The organism is Morganella psychrotolerans (genome assembly GCF_001676155.1).
GTDB classification, from domain to species: Bacteria; Pseudomonadota; Gammaproteobacteria; order Enterobacterales; family Enterobacteriaceae; genus Morganella; species Morganella psychrotolerans.
On record NZ_LZEW01000001.1, the window covers coordinates 988,837 to 1,006,082 of the forward strand.

Genomic DNA, 17,246 nt, shown 5'->3' on the forward strand with positions numbered 1-17,246 from the left:
AAGCGAATTATGAGTGTCTATTTTATTGGTGTGGATGTCGGGAGCGGCAGCGCCCGGGCCGGTGTTTTTGATGCCGCAGGGCGTAAAAAAGGTGAAGCAAAGCGGGATATCCGCCAGTTTAAGCCACAGGCTGATTTTGTTGAACAATCGTCTGATGATATCTGGCAAAGTGTATGTCTGGCGGTAAAAGATGCTGTTGCCCAGGCGCGCATTGATCCTATTCAGGTCAAAGGGCTGGGGTTTGATGCCACCTGCTCTCTTGTGGTTCTGGATAAACAAGGGCAGCCACTGACCGTCAGCCCGACCGGGCGCAGTGAGCAAAATATTATTATGTGGATGGATCACCGCGCCATCAGTCAGGCACAGCGGATCAATGATACAAAGCATCCTGTGCTGGCCTATGTCGGCAACCGCATCTCCCCGGAGATGGAAACGCCGAAACTGTTATGGCTCAAACAGAATATGCCGACCACCTGGACGAAAGCGGGCTATTTCTTTGATCTGCCTGATTTTCTGACCTGGAAAGCGACATATACCAACAGCCGTTCGCTCTGCTCGACGGTGTGTAAATGGACCTATCTCGGTCATGAAGATCGTTGGGACAGTCATTTTTTCCGCCAGATTGGTCTGGAAGACCTGCTGGAAAATGACGCGCAGATTATCGGGAGTCAAATCCGTCCGATGGGTGAGCCGGTCGGTAACGGGCTGACACCGAATGCCGCCGCCGACCTGGGGCTTATCCCGGGCACGCCGGTTGCAACCTCAATAATAGATGCGCACGCAGGTGGTATCGGCGTGCTGGGTGCGGCGGATGCCACCGGTGCAAAACCGGATTTCAATACCCGCATGGCGCTGATTGGCGGTACATCCTCCTGTCACATGGCGGTGTCAAAAAATGCCCGCTTTATTGACGGGATCTGGGGGGCATATTACAGCGCCATGATCCCGGGTTACTGGCTCAATGAGGGCGGACAGTCTGCCACCGGCGCGCTTATCGATCACATGATCACATCTCATCCGCAATATCAGGATGTGCAGAAACTGTCGGAGCAGCAGCATCAGACTGTTTATCAGTTTCTGAATGACCGCCTGCTGGCACTTGCCGGATCAAAAGAAGATATCGCCCTGCTGACGCGTCATATTCATGTGCTGCCCTATTTTCACGGCAACCGCTCTCCGAGGGCGAATCCGAACCTGCGCGGTGTTGTGACCGGGCTTCGCATGACTCAGACGCCTGACGACCTTGCGCTGATTTACCTGGCAACCATTCAGGCAATTGCCCTGGGTACACGTCATATTATTGAAGAGATGAATAAAGCCGGATATGCCATTGATACTATTATGGGATGCGGCGGCGGGACCAAAAACCCGATTTTTATTCAGGAGCATGCTAACGCCACAGGTTGCGCAATGCTATTACCGGAAGAGAGTGAAGCGGTATTGCTCGGCTCCGCGATGCTCGGCTCTGTTGCGGCGGGGTTCTATGCCTCTATTCCGGAAGCCATGCAGGCAATGAGCCGCATCAGTAAAACCGTGACACCACAGGCAGAGAGTATTAAACGATTTTATGATGCCAAATACCGCGTATTTCATCAGTTGTATCATGATGACCAGCGCTACCGGCAATTAATGTCCGACGTATAATAACAGACAGGTTCCGGCTGATATTCAGTCACCGGAACCTGTGGTTTGAATGAATAATGAATAATGAATAATGAATAATAATAATTAAATAAGAATATATACTCTAAATAATTCGGGATGCATGCAGGCGACAAGCAAAGCCCGCCGGGGAGCATACATTAGTATGTGACCCGGCTAGCTGAGTGCAGCCAATGCACCTGCAGTTTGAATGAATAAGGGTATATTATTTATTTATCCAGCGTCACTGAGAACACCCCCGTCGCCGGGATCGGCATAAACTTCTCATATAATTCTTTGCGGGTCGCTTCGGGATCCAAATCAGCAAATAGCTCCGGATGCAGCCATTTTGCTAATGCCTGAAGGGCAATAATATTCTCCGGCGAATCATAGAATATATGCCATAAGCCATGAACCCGGCCTTTCTCAACGGCGGATAATTCACCAATCGGGTTACGCTGAGATATTATTCTCAGGCTGCTTTGTGCCGCCTGTGGTGTTGCCGAATAGCCTAATGTCACGCCCCTGCTGCCTTCGGGAAATACACCGGTGGCAACATAGACATCCGGATGACGGCTTAAAATATATTCCGGGTTTAATTTACCGATAGCGCCAGGAATAATGGTTTCGCCAATTGCTGTCCCACCGGCAAGGTTAATCATATCTGTCAGACTGCCTTTACCGGGTGAACCGCAGCACTCCTGTAAACCGGGCAAATAATCCACAAAAATAACCGGTTTCTTGTCTGCCGGAATATCCGCCGGAATACGGGCAATCACATCATCCATTTTTTGCTGATAATACTGATTAAACCGTTCCGCCTCTGCTGTTTTTCCGATAGCCTGCCCGAGAATACGCATACTTAATTGTGTATTTTTTACCGGATGCTGGCTGAAATCCACATGAATAACCGCGATACCGGCTGATGTTAATAACCGCGCCGCTTCACTGCCGGCACCCGGACCATGTCCGCCGGTCATCGGTAAAATAACCAGATCAGGCTGCAATGCTAATGCCTTTTCAATACTGAATGTATCTTCTGAGCCACCACCCACCACAGGAATAGTATCTGTCTGCGGAAATACCGCTTTAAACGCAGCGTAGCCCTGAACATCCAAATCACGAAAATCGCCCTGCCAGCCCACAATCCGTTTAAACGGCGCGTCTTTTTCCAGTATGGAGAGCGGATAAATCATTCGTCCCTCGCCCAGTAAAATCCGTTTTACATTATCCGGTACATCGACCTGACGACCGGTAATATCAGTAACCATAACCGCCTGAGAAAACAACGGGCACATTAACAGCCCCGCAGATAAGACTATTTTCAGTTTTGCTAATACTGTCATTTTATATTTCCGTTAACAGAAGAGATGTTATTACGCTGATGTTTTCTTTTTTTTCCACCAGATAACAATGCCACTGACATACAGCAGCGGTAATAATATGCCGGACAAAAAGGCGATAATGACTCCCGGTATTCCGATACCCATATCCTGGTGTAACTGAGTAATAAGGGGTTTATATTCCGGTATTATTGACAGAATATCAGGGCGTGCCAGAAAAATGCCGGTAACCGCGATCAGCAACAGCGGCAGTGAAAAATAGACAGCAAAAAAAATAATGCCATTGCCGCCACTTTGCCGCGCCCTGTAATCCGGGGCGGAATAAGAACAGTGCAGACATAAACTGATGCCATCCTTTACGCGGCCACCATAAAACAATCCCGCTGATAACAGAAAGAGTCAGAACAATACCGCATGTAACGACCAGCCAACCGCCGGAAACCGGCGGTAATAAGAGTGTCCGGTGCAGGGAAACAACCTGCGAAAAAATCAGGTCATCAAAAACAATAAACCCTTTCGGCGTGCCGCTTACCGGATCAATAAAAGCGATCCCCAGTTTGTCAGAATGAGAAACCGAACCAAACACCATTGCGTTCGTTGCCGGAATAAAGCCGCTCCCCGGAGCAGCTTCTCCCATAACGCGGGAAAGTTGCGGATAAGCCGCCTGCGCATTCTGCCGCCAGATATCCGGCGACAAGAAAGCAGAGTTTCCGGTTACCGGCGGCGCATAAAGCACCGCCTTACCGATTTCCCATTCCAGTACCGGTTTTTTCAGCAATAACACCGCACCGGACATTCCGATCAATGAAATAAAGAATCCGATAATAATTCCCGGCCAAAAATGCAATCTCAACCAGTTTTTACGTGTTATATACTGAGCCATACCAGTTACCAGTTATACCGCAGTGATGCGATAATGGTTCTGTCAAAACCAACGGAACAACCACCCGTTGAACAACTGGTGTAATATTTTTTGTCCGTTACGTTATTAACATTAATACCGGCACGCCAGTTTTTAAAATCAGGATTTATGCCACCCAGATCGTAATGGGCTGCCATATCAAATAAGGTATTTGACGGGTTTGAAATAGTGTTATCGTTGTTAACCGGTGAAGACCCGGTATAACGCGCACCCGCAGCAAGACCTAACCCCTGTAAATGACCGCCCTGAATAGTATAATCTGCCCATACTGATGCCGTATGTTCCGGTAAACCGGTCGGACGCTGTCCTTTCTCTTCCTCATCAGTGGTTTTGGTATTTTCCAGCTTATTAAAGGTATAAGCCGCCGTCAGATTCAGCCCGTCGACCGGTATATAGGTTCCCTGAAGTTCAATACCCCGGGAGCGGACTTCCGCCGTCTGAATGCTGTTTAAATTATTATCCGGGTCTGTCGTCAGCATATTTTGCTGTGTCAGTTCAAAGACGGTCAGTGTCGCATTAATATTTCCGCCTTCCGGCTGATATTTAAGACCGGCTTCCGTCTGTTTGGCTGTAACGGGTTTATAGGTTTCCCCGTAAAAATTAACACCCAACTGCGGATTAAATGAAGTTGAATAACTGACATACGGCGCTAACCCGAAATCGGTCAGATACATTGCCGCTGTGCGATAGGTAAATTTGCTGTCGCGCTGGTCGCTGCTGTTATTTGTTTTACGGTTTTTGGTTTTACTGTCAGACCAGTCTTCCCTGCCGCTTAATACCAGTATGATACCGTTATCAAATTTCGCCTGCTGCTGTAAATAAACCCCCGCCTGATCACTGGTCTGAAGTGTATTCGCCATCATATTATCAACCGGCCCGTACTGACCGCCGTAAACCGGGTTAAAAATATCAATCGGCGCGGCTTTCCCGGACATCAGTAAATAATCTTCGCGGGTATGGCGATAATCAACACCCGCCAGGGATGTCATTTCCGTATCTTTCAGCCACCAGTCCGCTTTTATATTATTATCCAGGCTGAGCACATCACCTTTAATCCGGAAATGGTATGCCGCACGGTTAAGTGTGCGCATATCCGGCGATAAATATAATCCCTGAGCAATATTGGTATTTAAATCAGTATGGCTGAACCGCGCACCTGAGTGTCCGGAAAAAGTATCATTAAAATTATGATCTAACTGATAACCCAGCGAGGCCTGTGTGCGGTCATTTTTTAATCCCGGCTCGTCCAGGAAAACATTCGGATCCACTTTGCCGTTCGGGTTGGGTAATAATGTTCCTGCCAGGGGTAAAAACGGGCGCGGTGCGCCAAATTTATCATGGCTGTAATCCGCTAAAATAGTCAGTGTCGTATCATCATTTGGCACCCAGGTAAATGCCGGGGCAATATAGACTTTATCATCTTTCACATGATCAATTTGCGTATCACTGTTACGGACAAGCCCGGTCAGCCGGTAAAAATAATGGTCGCTGTCACCCACAGGGCCACTTAAATCGCCCTGAATCTGTTTGCGGTTATTATTACCGCCCTGCACTTCAATTTCATGAAAGGGTTTATACAGCGGGCGTTTTGTAACCTGATTAATAATGCCGCCGGGTGAATTCTGCCCGTATAATACGGATGCAGGCCCGCGGATCACATCAATGCGCTCAAGTCCGTATTGTTCGGCTTTCGGCCATGCCTGTGCGGTTGTGCTGCGTAATCCGTCCCTTAACATCCCGGTGCTGGTAATATTAAAACCACGGATACTTAAATTATCAAAACGCGAAGATGCTGCATCGTTTGTCTGTAAAACACCGGCGGTATAACGCAGTGCTTCACTGACCGACTGTGCATTACGGGCGGTCATCTCATCACGCGTTAATACCGTGACCGACTGCGGTGTTTCAATAAGCGGTGTATCTGTCTTTGTCGCACTTACACTGCGGGTTGCAATATAGCCGTCAATTTTACCGGCAGGCGACTGCGCCGGTTTGGCTGTGACGATTATTTCATCTTTTTTTTTCGTCAGAATGACTTTCAGACGCAGCAACAGAAGAAAAAAGCAGCGGTAAGAGGGCAATACACACCGGAGATAATACACGCCCGGAGATAACCGGATAATAAAGAACAGATTTTTTCATTGAAATACGAACCTGCAGAGAGAATAAATATCAGAATGATAATGTATCTCATTTACGCATTTATCTTCTGCCGGAGACTTTCGCTGTTATGACTATTTGTTTGTCAGAAAAGCTATCTACCTGATTATATACTCTAAATAATTCGGGATACCTGTAGGCGACAAGAGAAGACCGCCGGGGAGCATAGGTAAACTATGTGACCCGGCGGGCTGAGCGTAGTCAACACCCAGGCATCCTGAAGTATGACGAGTATATTTAACATAATTCTTTAGGTGAGAACCCAAACCGCCTGCGGAAAGCGGTTGAAAACGCAGCCGGAGAATAACCGACCTGCCAGGCAATGGCAGATACCCGCATATCACCGGCACAAAGCAGGCGATGCGCTGATTGTAAGCGCTCTTCCTGAATAAATGACGTAACAGACAAACCGAATAACTGCTTAAAACCAAAACTGAGTTTGCGCATATTCAGCCCGGATTGCCGGCTGAGCTGATATACCCCCGGCGGGTTGGCTAAATCGGCTAAAATACAGTCTCTTATTTCATACAAACGGTGTATATCATGCGTCGCTAATTTAGGGTGATGAACCGTCCGGGTATTTTGCTGAATATGTTCAAATGAATAAGCGCATAACTCAAGAATTTTACCTGCCAGATACATCTCTCCCGGCGCACCGCCAAGCGGATTATTCAGGATTTGATTTCCCAGCACGGTTAATACATTACCGGCTTTACCGGACAGTAATTGCGGTCCGCGCGATACAGCATCGGTTAATAAAGGCGGCGGTGAAATGTTAAATGCATCCAGCAGGCTGTCAGATAAACAGACTGAAACAAAACGGATATCTTCTGACTGTAAAAAACGTTGGCGGCTTTCCTGTTCATCATTGTTGGCAATAACACACAAAGACGCGCCGGAAAGTGAAACACTGTTTTTATTATCCGGCTGACATTCCAGTTCACCATTCATCATCAGAACCAGTTTCAGTCCTTTCCATAACGGCTCGCTGACCCATTGCCCGGCATCCGGTGTCATCTTTCCGCAATAAAAGAAAGAGTCTGCACCGGGTAACAATGCATTCATTTTACCACTGTGCATGATACTTCACCTTTTGCCTCTTTAATAAAGGCGAATAATAACCATTATCAGGTTTGTTTTCCACCCTGATTTTTCAGACAGTGCCACCGCATGTTATAGCGGATTTATTGATAAAAACAGTCATCTTATCCGGTAAAAATAATGCCGTGACAGAGCGACGATATGATCGGAGTCACAAAACCGCCGCGCAATCCTGTTGCTTAAAACCTGTCACAGTGCACAATTACGTTGCGTTTAGTGATGTTCCTCACATTCTACAGGGGTAATGCATGTGTGACCTTTAATGTCTCCATCGGCACTTCCGTCTTAACACTTTGAATACTTGGTATTTGTGTCAGATGATCGGCATGAAACCGGCGGTATGAGGTTAAGTCTTTAGTCACAATACGTATCATCGCATCACACTCACCCGCCATCAGATGACACTCAACAATTTCGGGCATTTCATTGATGGCGGCAACAAAGTCATTGATAGTCTGCGCGTCCTGTCCTTTGAACCATATGCGGGCGTATAGCATCAGCCCCGCCCCTATCTTGCTGCCATCCAGAATCGCCGCATAGCGCTTTATAATGCCGTTTTCCTCGAGTCTGCGCACCCGGCGCAGACAGGGCGACGGCGACAGCCCGACTTCCCGCGCCAGCTCCACATTCTGAATTTTTCCGTTACGTTGCAGCTGATCCAGTATCCGCCGATCCATCTTATCCAGTTCAATTGACATTTAAATCACCACCTGACTATTTCCGCGCAATAATATTGCTAAGAATAGTTTTTTTCCGTCAATTTAACAACCTAATTTCCCGCAAAGCCCGGTATAATTCAGTTAACAAACAAATCCGTCGCAATACGAATAAATTCATTAATATTCAATATATTGCGAACTATTAATATATTATTGAATTTGGGGTGTTATATGGTCATAAATACGTTGATGGTTTTTGGTGTAACCGTATTACCCATTGTATTTGCGCCCGGTCCCGATATTTTATTCGTTTCATCACAAGGTCTGGCAAGTGGTTCAAGAGCCGCGCTGAAAGCAAATATGGGCGTGCTTTTAGGTTACGCCATGCACTCCGTCTTAGCCGCTTTCGGACTGGCAGCCGTTGTGGTGGCATCCCCGATTCTGTTTAATGGTATGCGCTGGTTTGGTGTCGCCTATATTGCGTATCTGGCGGTGCGTATGATGATGTCATCAATGCATAAAAGTGACATGCCGCAGATGCAACCCGCCGCCAAAGCCGTTATCACCAAAGGCTTTTTCACCAGCTTCCTGAACCCGAAAGGTCTTCTGGTTTACTTTGCCATTCTGCCTAACTTTATTTCCGGCAGTGAAAGTGTCGCGGTACAATCCTTGTTATTATCCGGCGTCTATATTGCCAGTTGCGCAGTCGTCTACAGCGCGGTCGCACTAATTTTCGGACAGATGAGCAAAGGCGAATATAATGATAAACGCCGCCGTATCGGTGAAGGCGTTGCCGGTGGGCTATTAGCCACTGCCGCGATGAGCCTGGCATTTAGTTAATTAGCTGATTATTCAAACAAAAAGCGGGAACCTAAGGTTCCCGTTTTTTGTTTTTTAGTATTGTACTAACCGCTATTGCTAATAGCCGTTGGTTGTCTCTTCAAGCAGATCGTTATGATAATCAGATAACACTTTCAGGGTGAATGCCGCTGTATCACACTCAGCTTCACCCATTGCCGCCAATATTGTCAGTTTGACCAACTCCATAGATACATTCAGTTCAATACCATTGAGTATCAGGAACACACTGGCCGCCTGAAATGCCGTCCTTTTATTCGCATCATTAAAAGCATGAGCTTTTGCAATTGAAATCAAATACATTGCGGAAAATTTAAATATATCATCACAGTGCTCATAATCCCTTAATGTCTCAATCCGGGAGAGAGCGCCTTCCAATTTAGCTATATTCGGCTTTCCGCTATTGGGTAATGTCGATTTTTGTATCTCTATGACTTCATCAACGGTCAGAAATCTCAGGTCCATCATTTATCTTCCAGTGCCCTGATAATATCCGCATGTTTGATCTTCGTTTTATCAAGTGCCTTTTGAAAATCGGTACGTTTATCAGTAACACATTGTATATCTTCCGGTGCGTCCGAAAAATCCTGTGCAGAACGGATTGCCTTTACATCATCTCCTATTCTCCGGATATGGCTTATTGCATCAGGTGATAATAACTTATCCGATGGCCGTTCTGCCCGCCTTGTATAAGGCGTTATCGCCGGTACATCACCGGCATATTCTCCCGCGCATCGTTGTTCACATGATGATGGAATAGTGCCGGAAATTACCACATCCGGCTTTCCGCGCTGAGTGATAGTCACACTTCCGCCTTTTCTGAGGGTATCCAGTATTGTGGAAAGCTCCGTTCTCATCTGAGTGTATGAGACATTTTTCATCGTCATCATCCTGTACATGTACATGTTATGAACTGATAATAGACTACAGACTTAAATCCGGCAATTTTTTTGTACACACAGACCCGATTATGATTGTGTCTTTTGCAGCACATAACACAACCTGCCCAGGACTTTCATTGCATTATCCATGCGCTCGTTCCATTCAAAAGAACAATTCAGCCGGAAGGCGTGATTAAACTGCTCACTGGTCGAGAACATACTGCCGGGGGCGATACTTATCTGCTCATTGAGTGCCATCTGATACAGCTTGGTGGCATCAAACGGTGGTTCAAATTCCAGCCAGAGAAAATAACCGCCCTGCGGGCAGTTAACCTTCACATTCGACGGAAAGTGCTCGCTGACAGCATAGAGCATCCGGTGCTGGCGCTGTTCAAGCTGCTGGCGCAGTTTCTTCAGGTGCGCATCATAACCACCCTGTCCCAGATACTCCGCAATCGCCTGCTGTGTCGGCATGCTGGCAGAAACGGTACTCATCATCTGCAACTGCTGGACTGTCCGCGCATGTTTACCCGCCGCCACCCAGCCAACACGAAAGCCGGGTGCAAGACACTTGGAAAATGAGGAGCAATGAAAGAAATTGTTCTCTTTATCCAGGCTTTTTGCGGGCTGTGGTGCGTTATTGCCAAAATACAGTTCGCTGTAAACATCATCCTCAATAAGCGCAATATTATGGCGCGTCAGGATATCCACCAGCCGGTGTTTATTTTCCACAGGCATTGTTCCGCCGAGCGGATTCTGAAAATGCGTCATCAGCCAGCAGGCTTTAATATCATAGCGCCCGGCGACATCTTCGAGCGCATCAAGATCGATTCCCGTCTGCGGGTCGGTTTTAATCGCCACCGCTTTCAGGCGCAGACGTTCAATCGCCTGTAATGCGCCGTAAAATGCCGGAGATTCAATCACAACCCAGTCACCCGGCTCAGTCACCGCCTGAAGGCTGAGAGACAGCGATTCCATGGCACCGGCGGTGATCACGATTTCTTCCGGGGACACATGAATGCCCTGTGATGCATAACGCCGCGAAATATTACGCCGCAGTTTTTCATTGCCCGGCGGCAGGTTAACCACCGCACTTTGTGGTGCAATACGCCGTGCCACCGCCCCCAGGGCTTTGGACAGTTTCGGCTGAACCAACAGTGTGGGATCAGGGAATGCTGAGCCGAACGGCACAATTGCCGGGTCTTTGCACGCCTGAAGCACATCAAAAAGTGAGGCGTTTATATCAACATTTTCAGTAAGATGTAACCCTAACCCACCTTTTGCCTGAGCAAACGCAGGTGCGCGTTTTGCGACAAAATAGCCGGATTGCGGGCGGGCAAGAACCCAGCCCTGACTCTCCAGTAACTGATAGGACTGTACGACAGTCATCAGACTCAGTCCCGACTGTCTGGCGCTTTCACGCAATGACGGCAGCCGGTCACCGACCTGCCAGATATCATCTTCGATCTGTTGTTTTATCTGTTCTGCTAACTGTTCGTAGCGTGTCATAGCGTGATCCCTGAAAACTGTTATAGACATATACTGATTAATTGTAACTATTATAGTCTAGCAACTCATGGTGTACTACGCCACACTTTTCATCTGCATATAATAACGAGAGGTCACAATGTTCGGGTTAAGTGCCCTTGAGCTTGCGCGAATTCAGTTCGCCTTCACTGTGTCGTTTCATATCATATTCCCTGCGATAACCATCGGGCTTGCCTCTTTTCTGGCGGTTCTTGAAGGAATGTGGCTGAAAACCCGCAATGACGATTACAAAAAGCTCTTTCATTTCTGGTCAGCCATCTTTGCCGTCAATTTCGGCATGGGTGTGGTTTCCGGTTTGGTGATGGCGTATCAGTTCGGCACCAACTGGAGTTTCTTTTCTGAGTTTGCAGGATCTATCACTGGTCCGCTGCTCACCTATGAAGTACTGACGGCGTTCTTCCTGGAAGCAGGTTTTCTGGGGGTTATGCTGTTCGGCTGGAACCGTGTCGGCGAAAAACTGCACTATTTCGCCACCTGTATGGTTGCACTCGGCACACTGATGTCCACGTTCTGGATACTCGCCTCCAACAGTTGGATGCAGACACCGCAGGGGCATGAGGTCATCAATGGGGTTGTAGTGCCGGTTGACTGGTTTGCGGTGATTTTTAATCCATCCTTCCCGTACCGCCTGCTGCACATGACAACTGCCGCCTTCCTGGCTGCCGCGTTTTTTATCGGCGCTTCTGCGGCCTGGCATCTGCTGCGCGGCAATAAATCGGGTGCGATAAAGAAAATGTTTTCAATGTCGCTCTGGCTTATCCTGGTTCTCGCACCGTTACAGGCACTGATCGGGGATGCTCACGGGCTGAATACCCTGAAATATCAGCCGGCAAAAGTAGCGGCAATGGAAGGTCACTGGGAGAACAAACCCGGGGAAGCCACGCCGCTTATTCTGTTTGGTATTCCGGATAACGAGCGGGAAGAGACGCGGTTTGCCCTGGAAATTCCGGGTCTGGCGAGCCTTATCCTGACTCACAGCCTTGATAAACAAGTCCCTGCACTGAAAGAGTTTGCTCCCGATGAGCGCCCGGCGAACGTCTTTATGGTGTTCTGGTCATTCCGTGTCATGGTCGGACTGGGAATGCTGATGATTTTAGCCGGTGTGCTGAGTCTGTGGTTACGTTACCGCAAACGCCTGTATGACTCGCGTCCGTTCCAGCACTTTATATTCTGGATGGCACCGTCCGGGCTGATTGCCCTTCTTGCGGGCTGGTTTGTCACTGAGATCGGGCGGCAACCCTGGGTGGTTTACGGGTTGCAGCGCACGAAGGATGCGGTTTCCGCGCATGGCGATGTACACATGAGCATCAGTCTGCTTCTCTTCTTTATCGTCTATGGCTCTGTATTTGGTATTGGCTACATCTATATGATGAAACTGATCCGCAAAGGTATCGCGACGGAGGTTCCTCATGAGCATTGATTTACCGCTGATTTGGTTCGTCATCATTGTATTCAGCACGCTGATGTATATCGTGATGGATGGTTTTGACTTAGGGATCGGCATCCTCTACCCCTTTGTGAAAAGCAATGCTGACCGCGACCTGATGATGAACAGTGTCGCACCGGTCTGGGACGGCAACGAAACCTGGCTGGTGCTGGGCGGCGCGGCACTGTTTGGTGCTTTTCCGCTGGCATACGCGGTTATTCTGGATGCGCTGGCTATTCCGCTGACGCTGATGCTTATTGCCCTGATTTTCCGGGGTGTCGCATTTGAGTTCCGTTTTAAAGCAGATGAACATCACCGCTATTTCTGGGATCGCGCCTTTCTGACCGGTTCTGTCATAACAACCTTTGCACAAGGTGTGGTTGTCGGCAGTGTGATTGAAGGTTTTCCGGTGGAAAACCGTGCTTTTGCAGGCGGCGCACTGGACTGGTTCACACCGTTTGCCCTCTTTTGCGGACTGGGATTGGTTGTCGCTTATGCGCTGCTCGGCTGTGGCTGGCTGGTGATGAAAACAGAAGGTCATCTGCAACAGCAGATGTATAAAGTACTGAAACCATTGACGGGGGTGATGCTGGTTGTGCTGGCAATTATCAGTCTGTGGACGCCGCTGGCGCATGAAGCAATTGCTGTCCGCTGGTTCAGTTTCCCGAATATTCTGTTTTTCCTGCCGGTTCCGCTGCTGGTGCTGGTCTGTGTTATCGCGCTGTTCCGCAGTGCCTCCCGTCACGGACATTACACACCGTTCTTCGCGGCACTGGCTTTGGTATTTCTTGGTTTTACCGGGCTTGGTATCAGTATCTGGCCGATGATTATCCCCCCGGCGATTGACTATGAAATGGCGGCAGCACCCGCTGAAAGTCTGAGCTTTATGTTAGTCGGTGCGCTGTTTATTATCCCTGTTATCCTGGTGTATACCTGGTGGAGTTATTATGTCTTCAGAGGAAAAATCACTCATGACCAAGGCTACCACTGAGTCTGCGGTGGACAGCAATTCCCCCTGGTGGAAAAAAGCCGGCTGGATGATAGCCATCTGGGCGGGCAGTGTTCTGGCACTGTTTGCTGTCTCTTCGGTTTTCCGCTTATTAATGACGGCGGCGGGAATGAAAGTAAGGTAGTCGTTATGTTTCATCCGTAAGTACCTCATCAGTGCTTCATGCCCTGTCTTTCAGGGGCATTGCCCGGCACACCACGCCCCCTCGTGGTGTGCCTTTTTTAAATGGTTCTATTGATAATGATTAGCATTCGTCAAAATACCTGCTAAACTCCGCAAAACAGATATAACTAAATAAGATAATTCATAACGGAGAGTCCGCATGAGCCGGGATAAAAAAAGAAAAAAAACATCTACCGCCCTGCACCACCACGTCTGGTTCAGGTGAAATCTTATATTGATGTCACACCCAATCTGCGCCGTATCACCTTTACATCTGAGACGATGGACACTTATCCGTCAGGCTGTGAAGGCGGTCATCTGAAACTGTTTATTGCCAAAGATGCACCGAATGCGCCTGTGCTGCCGGTTTTATCGGATAAAGGCCCTGTCTGGCCGGAAGGCAAAGAACGCCCGATAGCCCGTACTTATACTGTGCGCGCCATCCGTCCTGAACTGAAAGAGATAGAGATTGAATTTGCCCTGCATAATGATGCCGGTCCGGCGGTGGATTTTGCCAAAAATGCCAAACCGGGCGATTACATCGGTATTACCAATCCGGGCGGACCGGATCCGCTGCTGCCGGTGGCAAAGCACTATTATATGGCGGGTGATTTAACAGCACTGCCGGCGATTGCGGCACTGCTGGAAAAAATGCCTGCTGATGCACAGGGAAATGTGGCGGTTCGCATTGATCATGACGACGATAAACAAACGCTGAATAAACCTGCGGGAATGACTGTTCACTGGGTAATCGGCGGCACAGAAAAAACAGATGAGATAACCGCGCTGTTTAAAAGCTGGGCGGTAACAGATGTTACTGACTGCACGTTCTGGATTGCCGGGGAAGATTCCATGGTGAAAGATCTGCGCCGTTATGTCCGCCGTGAGTTAGGCGGGGAGCATAATCAGATGTATGCTATTCCGTACTGGCGCTTTGGTTATAATGAAGAGGGTTATCATCATCAGCGCCATGATGTAATGGATGCCGACGATTAATAACGATTAATTATAAAAAACAGCGACTCACAATAGCCGCTGTTTTTTGTTTTTATCATGATTATTTATCAGTTATACCCAACGCCATTCAGGATGCAGGCTAGCTGAGTACCGCCAACGAACCTGTAGTTTGAATGGATGAGGGTATATATGCCTGCAATGCCCGCAGACACAGTGATGACCGCACACAGTCATCCTGCGTAAATGACACCACCGACACCATTTCATCATCACTGAACCGGCGCAGTACATCTGCCAGCCCTGACGGCACATTGCCCGGTAAATCACACTGACTGACATCCCCGTTGACAATGACTGTCACATTTTCACCCATCCGGGTCAGGAACATTTTCATTTGTGTGACAGTGACATTCTGCGCCTCATCGAGGATCACCACCGCATTTTCAAATGTCCGCCCGCGCATGTAAGCAAACGGGGCAATCTCCACCTTGCCTATCTCCGGACGCAGGCAATATTGCAGAAATGATGCACCCATCCGTTTCACCAGAATGTCATATACCGGTCTGAAATAAGGTGCAAATTTATCACTCATATCACCGGGCAAAAATCCCAGATCTTCTTCCGCCTGTAACACCGGACGGGTCACGATTATCCGCTCAATTTCTTTATTAATCAGGGCATCCGCCGCAAGTGCGGTACTGATAAAGGTTTTGCCGCACCCTGCTTCGCCGTTGGCAATAATAAGCTGCTTATGTGCTATCGCCTGAATGTATTTATCCTGTGCATCATTGCGGGGTAAAACAGTGCTGTGATCCCGTTTTTCCCGCGCCATGCCGATGGCTTCCACACCGCCCGCCGGGATAAATACCGCCACATTATCATCACTGAAACGCCCCCTGCGGGACTCTTTCCGGGTCATTCGTTTTGCCTCTTTGCGTACTCTGACTACCGCTTTTTGTCTGCCCATAATCTTAATCCTGTTGAGTTATGATGACGGAGTAACTGAAACAGTGTATTGGTCAACTAAAATTGGCAACCGGCGGCGTCCTTCAGGCCATGAGTGAAAATCCGGATATAAAAAAAACCGGTGATAAACTCCACCGGACATACTCTAAATAATTCGGGATGCCTGTAGGCGACAAGCTCCGACCGCCGGGGAGCATACATCAGTATGTGACCCGGCGGGCTGAGTGCGGTCAACACCCAGGCATCCTGAAGTATGACGAGTATATAGGGGGGTTATCACCGGCTGACACTGTCGTTCGTCTGTATTACGCATTCGTTATCCTCAGATGACAAACTAAAGCGAACACTAAACTGACTGTGTGACAGTATAATGACAATGTTACGGACCTCAGCGCACTTTGCAGTTTTTTGCTGCTATATACCCTGCCGCTTCTGCTGAAATCGCATCCGGGAAATATTCACTGTTTTTTGCACTGACCCGGTTATAGCCGGGACAATCCTGATGGTGATAAATTTTACTGTTACGGTTAGCACGGATAGTCTTATTTTCCGTTTTTTTCACCGGAGATGTCGTCGTTTTTACCGGTGTTGTCTGAACCGGCGCAGAAGGCAGGCGGGTAAAAATTCCGTCGGCAGTATTGATATGACCCGGCTCCCAGTGGCGCTCACCGGTCACAAACGGGTTTGATTGCCCGGTCACCGCGCGGATACGAAGGTCGCGTTCACGCTCCCAGGCTGATGGCGGATAAGTTGCATCCCAGGTTATCAGGAGTTTCTGCTGCTGCTCTGACATCGCCAGATCATAGCGATCATGCATATAGAACCAAACCCGGGCAACCTGTCCTTTTACCTCATCACGCGGTTCAAACACCCGCTGCTTAAAATCCACCCGGCTGGTGCATTGCCCGTAACTCTTGGTTCCCGCACCGCGGGCCATACTGTAACGGAAATTACTGCGGTCGCCATTCACTTCACCAATGGAGGGTGCCAGATTATGGAGATCGGCTTCCATCGCGCGGAATACCGGATCTTCGCTGATACAGTTTTTTCGTCCGCCCTGCTGCCAGCACTGGCGCTGATGTCCAAACACCCAGGCCGGTACAATGTGTTCCCACTCAATCCGTTCTGCACGGGTTTGCTGTGACCGCACCTGATAGCCACAACTGTTCAGATCCACCCTGCCGCCTGATTTTCCTGTCCACTCCCACTGACAGCCGCAATAGAGTGTTCCCTCGCCCTGCGGGTCGCGGTTCTGATCATGATACACCTGCTCACGGGACACAATTTTTGCCTCATCAAACCGTTCAGGTGCAGCGGCAAACGCCGCGGATAATGTCAGGAAAAATGCAAATAATGACAAACTAAATAATTTTAAAATACGCATAGAAATCATATACCAACAGAATAATGAGGGCGGCAATTATGCCATGTCAGACACGGATAATCGCGTCAGAGGTGAGAATAACATCTCAATCCGCTGTTTATGGCGTATTTAGGGTGTTTTTTTACAGTATTGCCCTGACACAAATTGTATATTCTGTACCTTTTATACCCAACGTCATTCAGGATGCAGGCTGGCTTCACGCCGCCAACGAACCTGCAGTTTGAATGAA

Annotated in this window: 17 protein-coding genes; 6 read left to right on the plus strand and 11 right to left on the minus strand. The window is 48.5% G+C overall.

The features are described from left to right. Positions 1–9: 9 nt before the first annotated feature. On the plus strand, positions 10–1,644 hold the full coding sequence (locus AYY16_RS04845; protein ID WP_067362769.1) for an FGGY-family carbohydrate kinase: 1,635 nt from the start codon (positions 10–12) through the stop codon (positions 1,642–1,644). Between the two features lie 227 nt (positions 1,645–1,871). On the opposite strand, the gene AYY16_RS04850 is transcribed toward AYY16_RS04845, so the two are convergent. The 6 genes from AYY16_RS04850 to AYY16_RS04870 all read right to left on the minus strand — a co-directional run bounded on the left by AYY16_RS04850 (position 1,872) and on the right by AYY16_RS04870 (position 7,865). Beyond that, positions 1,872–2,987: an ABC transporter substrate-binding protein gene (locus AYY16_RS04850; RefSeq protein WP_067362772.1), complete on the minus strand. Its 1,116-nt coding sequence runs from the start codon at positions 2,985–2,987 to the stop codon at positions 1,872–1,874. A gap of 30 nt (positions 2,988–3,017) precedes the next feature. Then, the gene (locus tag AYY16_RS21395; RefSeq protein ID WP_268874120.1) at positions 3,018–3,227 is read right to left on the minus strand and encodes a PepSY domain-containing protein; all 210 of its coding nucleotides are present in this window, start codon (positions 3,225–3,227) and stop codon (positions 3,018–3,020) included. Further along, positions 3,187–3,867 carry a PepSY-associated TM helix domain-containing protein gene (locus AYY16_RS04855; protein WP_082970588.1) on the minus strand — a complete coding sequence of 227 codons (681 nt, stop codon included), beginning with the start codon at positions 3,865–3,867 and terminating at the stop codon, positions 3,187–3,189. The genes AYY16_RS21395 and AYY16_RS04855 overlap by 41 nt, the downstream gene beginning before the upstream one ends. 5 nt (positions 3,868–3,872) lie before the next feature. Continuing rightward, positions 3,873–5,987 carry a TonB-dependent siderophore receptor gene (locus AYY16_RS04860; protein ID WP_067362775.1) on the minus strand — a complete coding sequence of 705 codons (2,115 nt, stop codon included), beginning with the start codon at positions 5,985–5,987 and terminating at the stop codon, positions 3,873–3,875. A 316-nt stretch (positions 5,988–6,303) separates the two neighbouring features. Next, a complete protein-coding gene (locus AYY16_RS04865; protein WP_067362778.1) occupies positions 6,304–7,146 on the minus strand; it encodes a helix-turn-helix domain-containing protein in 843 nt (280 codons plus the stop codon). A 254-nt stretch (positions 7,147–7,400) separates the two neighbouring features. Beyond that, positions 7,401–7,865, minus strand: coding sequence for an Lrp/AsnC family transcriptional regulator (locus AYY16_RS04870; protein WP_067362781.1), 465 nt, complete (start codon positions 7,863–7,865; stop codon positions 7,401–7,403). Positions 7,866–8,057: 192 nt separating this feature from the next. Here AYY16_RS04870 and AYY16_RS04875 point away from each other — a divergent pair, with 192 nt between their 5' ends. Continuing rightward, positions 8,058–8,666: a LysE family translocator gene (locus AYY16_RS04875; RefSeq protein ID WP_067362784.1), complete on the plus strand. Its 609-nt coding sequence runs from the start codon at positions 8,058–8,060 to the stop codon at positions 8,664–8,666. Between the two features lie 78 nt (positions 8,667–8,744). Here the strand turns inward: AYY16_RS04875 and AYY16_RS04880 are convergent, their stop codons facing one another. The 3 genes from AYY16_RS04880 to AYY16_RS04890 all read right to left on the minus strand — a co-directional run bounded on the left by AYY16_RS04880 (position 8,745) and on the right by AYY16_RS04890 (position 11,074). Further along, positions 8,745–9,152 (minus strand): type II toxin-antitoxin system death-on-curing family toxin, encoded by a 408-nt coding sequence (locus AYY16_RS04880; RefSeq protein ID WP_067362787.1) that lies wholly within the window; start codon positions 9,150–9,152, stop codon positions 8,745–8,747. Beyond that, positions 9,149–9,565 (minus strand): type II toxin-antitoxin system Phd/YefM family antitoxin, encoded by a 417-nt coding sequence (locus AYY16_RS04885; RefSeq protein WP_067362790.1) that lies wholly within the window; start codon positions 9,563–9,565, stop codon positions 9,149–9,151. Before AYY16_RS04885 ends, AYY16_RS04880 begins: the two co-directional genes overlap by 4 nt. A gap of 87 nt (positions 9,566–9,652) precedes the next feature. After that, positions 9,653–11,074: an aminotransferase-like domain-containing protein gene (locus tag AYY16_RS04890; RefSeq protein ID WP_067362792.1), complete on the minus strand. Its 1,422-nt coding sequence runs from the start codon at positions 11,072–11,074 to the stop codon at positions 9,653–9,655. 118 nt (positions 11,075–11,192) lie between these two features. On the opposite strand from AYY16_RS04890, the gene AYY16_RS04895 reads away from it, so the two are divergent. The 4 genes from AYY16_RS04895 to AYY16_RS04905 all read left to right on the plus strand — a co-directional run bounded on the left by AYY16_RS04895 (position 11,193) and on the right by AYY16_RS04905 (position 14,706). Further along, positions 11,193–12,533, plus strand: a complete 1,341-nt coding sequence (locus AYY16_RS04895; protein ID WP_067362795.1) for a cytochrome ubiquinol oxidase subunit I — start codon at positions 11,193–11,195, stop codon at positions 12,531–12,533. After that, on the plus strand, positions 12,523–13,530 hold the full coding sequence (cydB, locus tag AYY16_RS04900; RefSeq protein ID WP_067362798.1) for a cytochrome d ubiquinol oxidase subunit II: 1,008 nt from the start codon (positions 12,523–12,525) through the stop codon (positions 13,528–13,530). Before AYY16_RS04895 ends, cydB begins: the two co-directional genes overlap by 11 nt. Next, the gene (locus AYY16_RS19550) at positions 13,511–13,672 is read left to right on the plus strand and encodes a DUF2474 domain-containing protein (protein WP_082970590.1); all 162 of its coding nucleotides are present in this window, start codon (positions 13,511–13,513) and stop codon (positions 13,670–13,672) included. The genes cydB and AYY16_RS19550 overlap by 20 nt, the downstream gene beginning before the upstream one ends. Positions 13,673–13,932: 260 nt before the next feature. Beyond that, positions 13,933–14,706: a siderophore-interacting protein gene (locus tag AYY16_RS04905; RefSeq protein WP_235846209.1), complete on the plus strand. Its 774-nt coding sequence runs from the start codon at positions 13,933–13,935 to the stop codon at positions 14,704–14,706. Positions 14,707–14,806: 100 nt separating this feature from the next. Here the strand turns inward: AYY16_RS04905 and phoH are convergent, their stop codons facing one another. Both phoH and AYY16_RS04915 read right to left on the minus strand, forming a co-directional pair. Next, positions 14,807–15,634 carry a phosphate starvation-inducible protein PhoH gene (phoH, locus tag AYY16_RS04910; RefSeq protein WP_067362804.1) on the minus strand — a complete coding sequence of 276 codons (828 nt, stop codon included), beginning with the start codon at positions 15,632–15,634 and terminating at the stop codon, positions 14,807–14,809. Between the two features lie 387 nt (positions 15,635–16,021). Continuing rightward, positions 16,022–17,026: an endonuclease gene (locus AYY16_RS04915; RefSeq protein WP_067362807.1), complete on the minus strand. Its 1,005-nt coding sequence runs from the start codon at positions 17,024–17,026 to the stop codon at positions 16,022–16,024. Positions 17,027–17,246 lie beyond the last annotated feature (220 nt).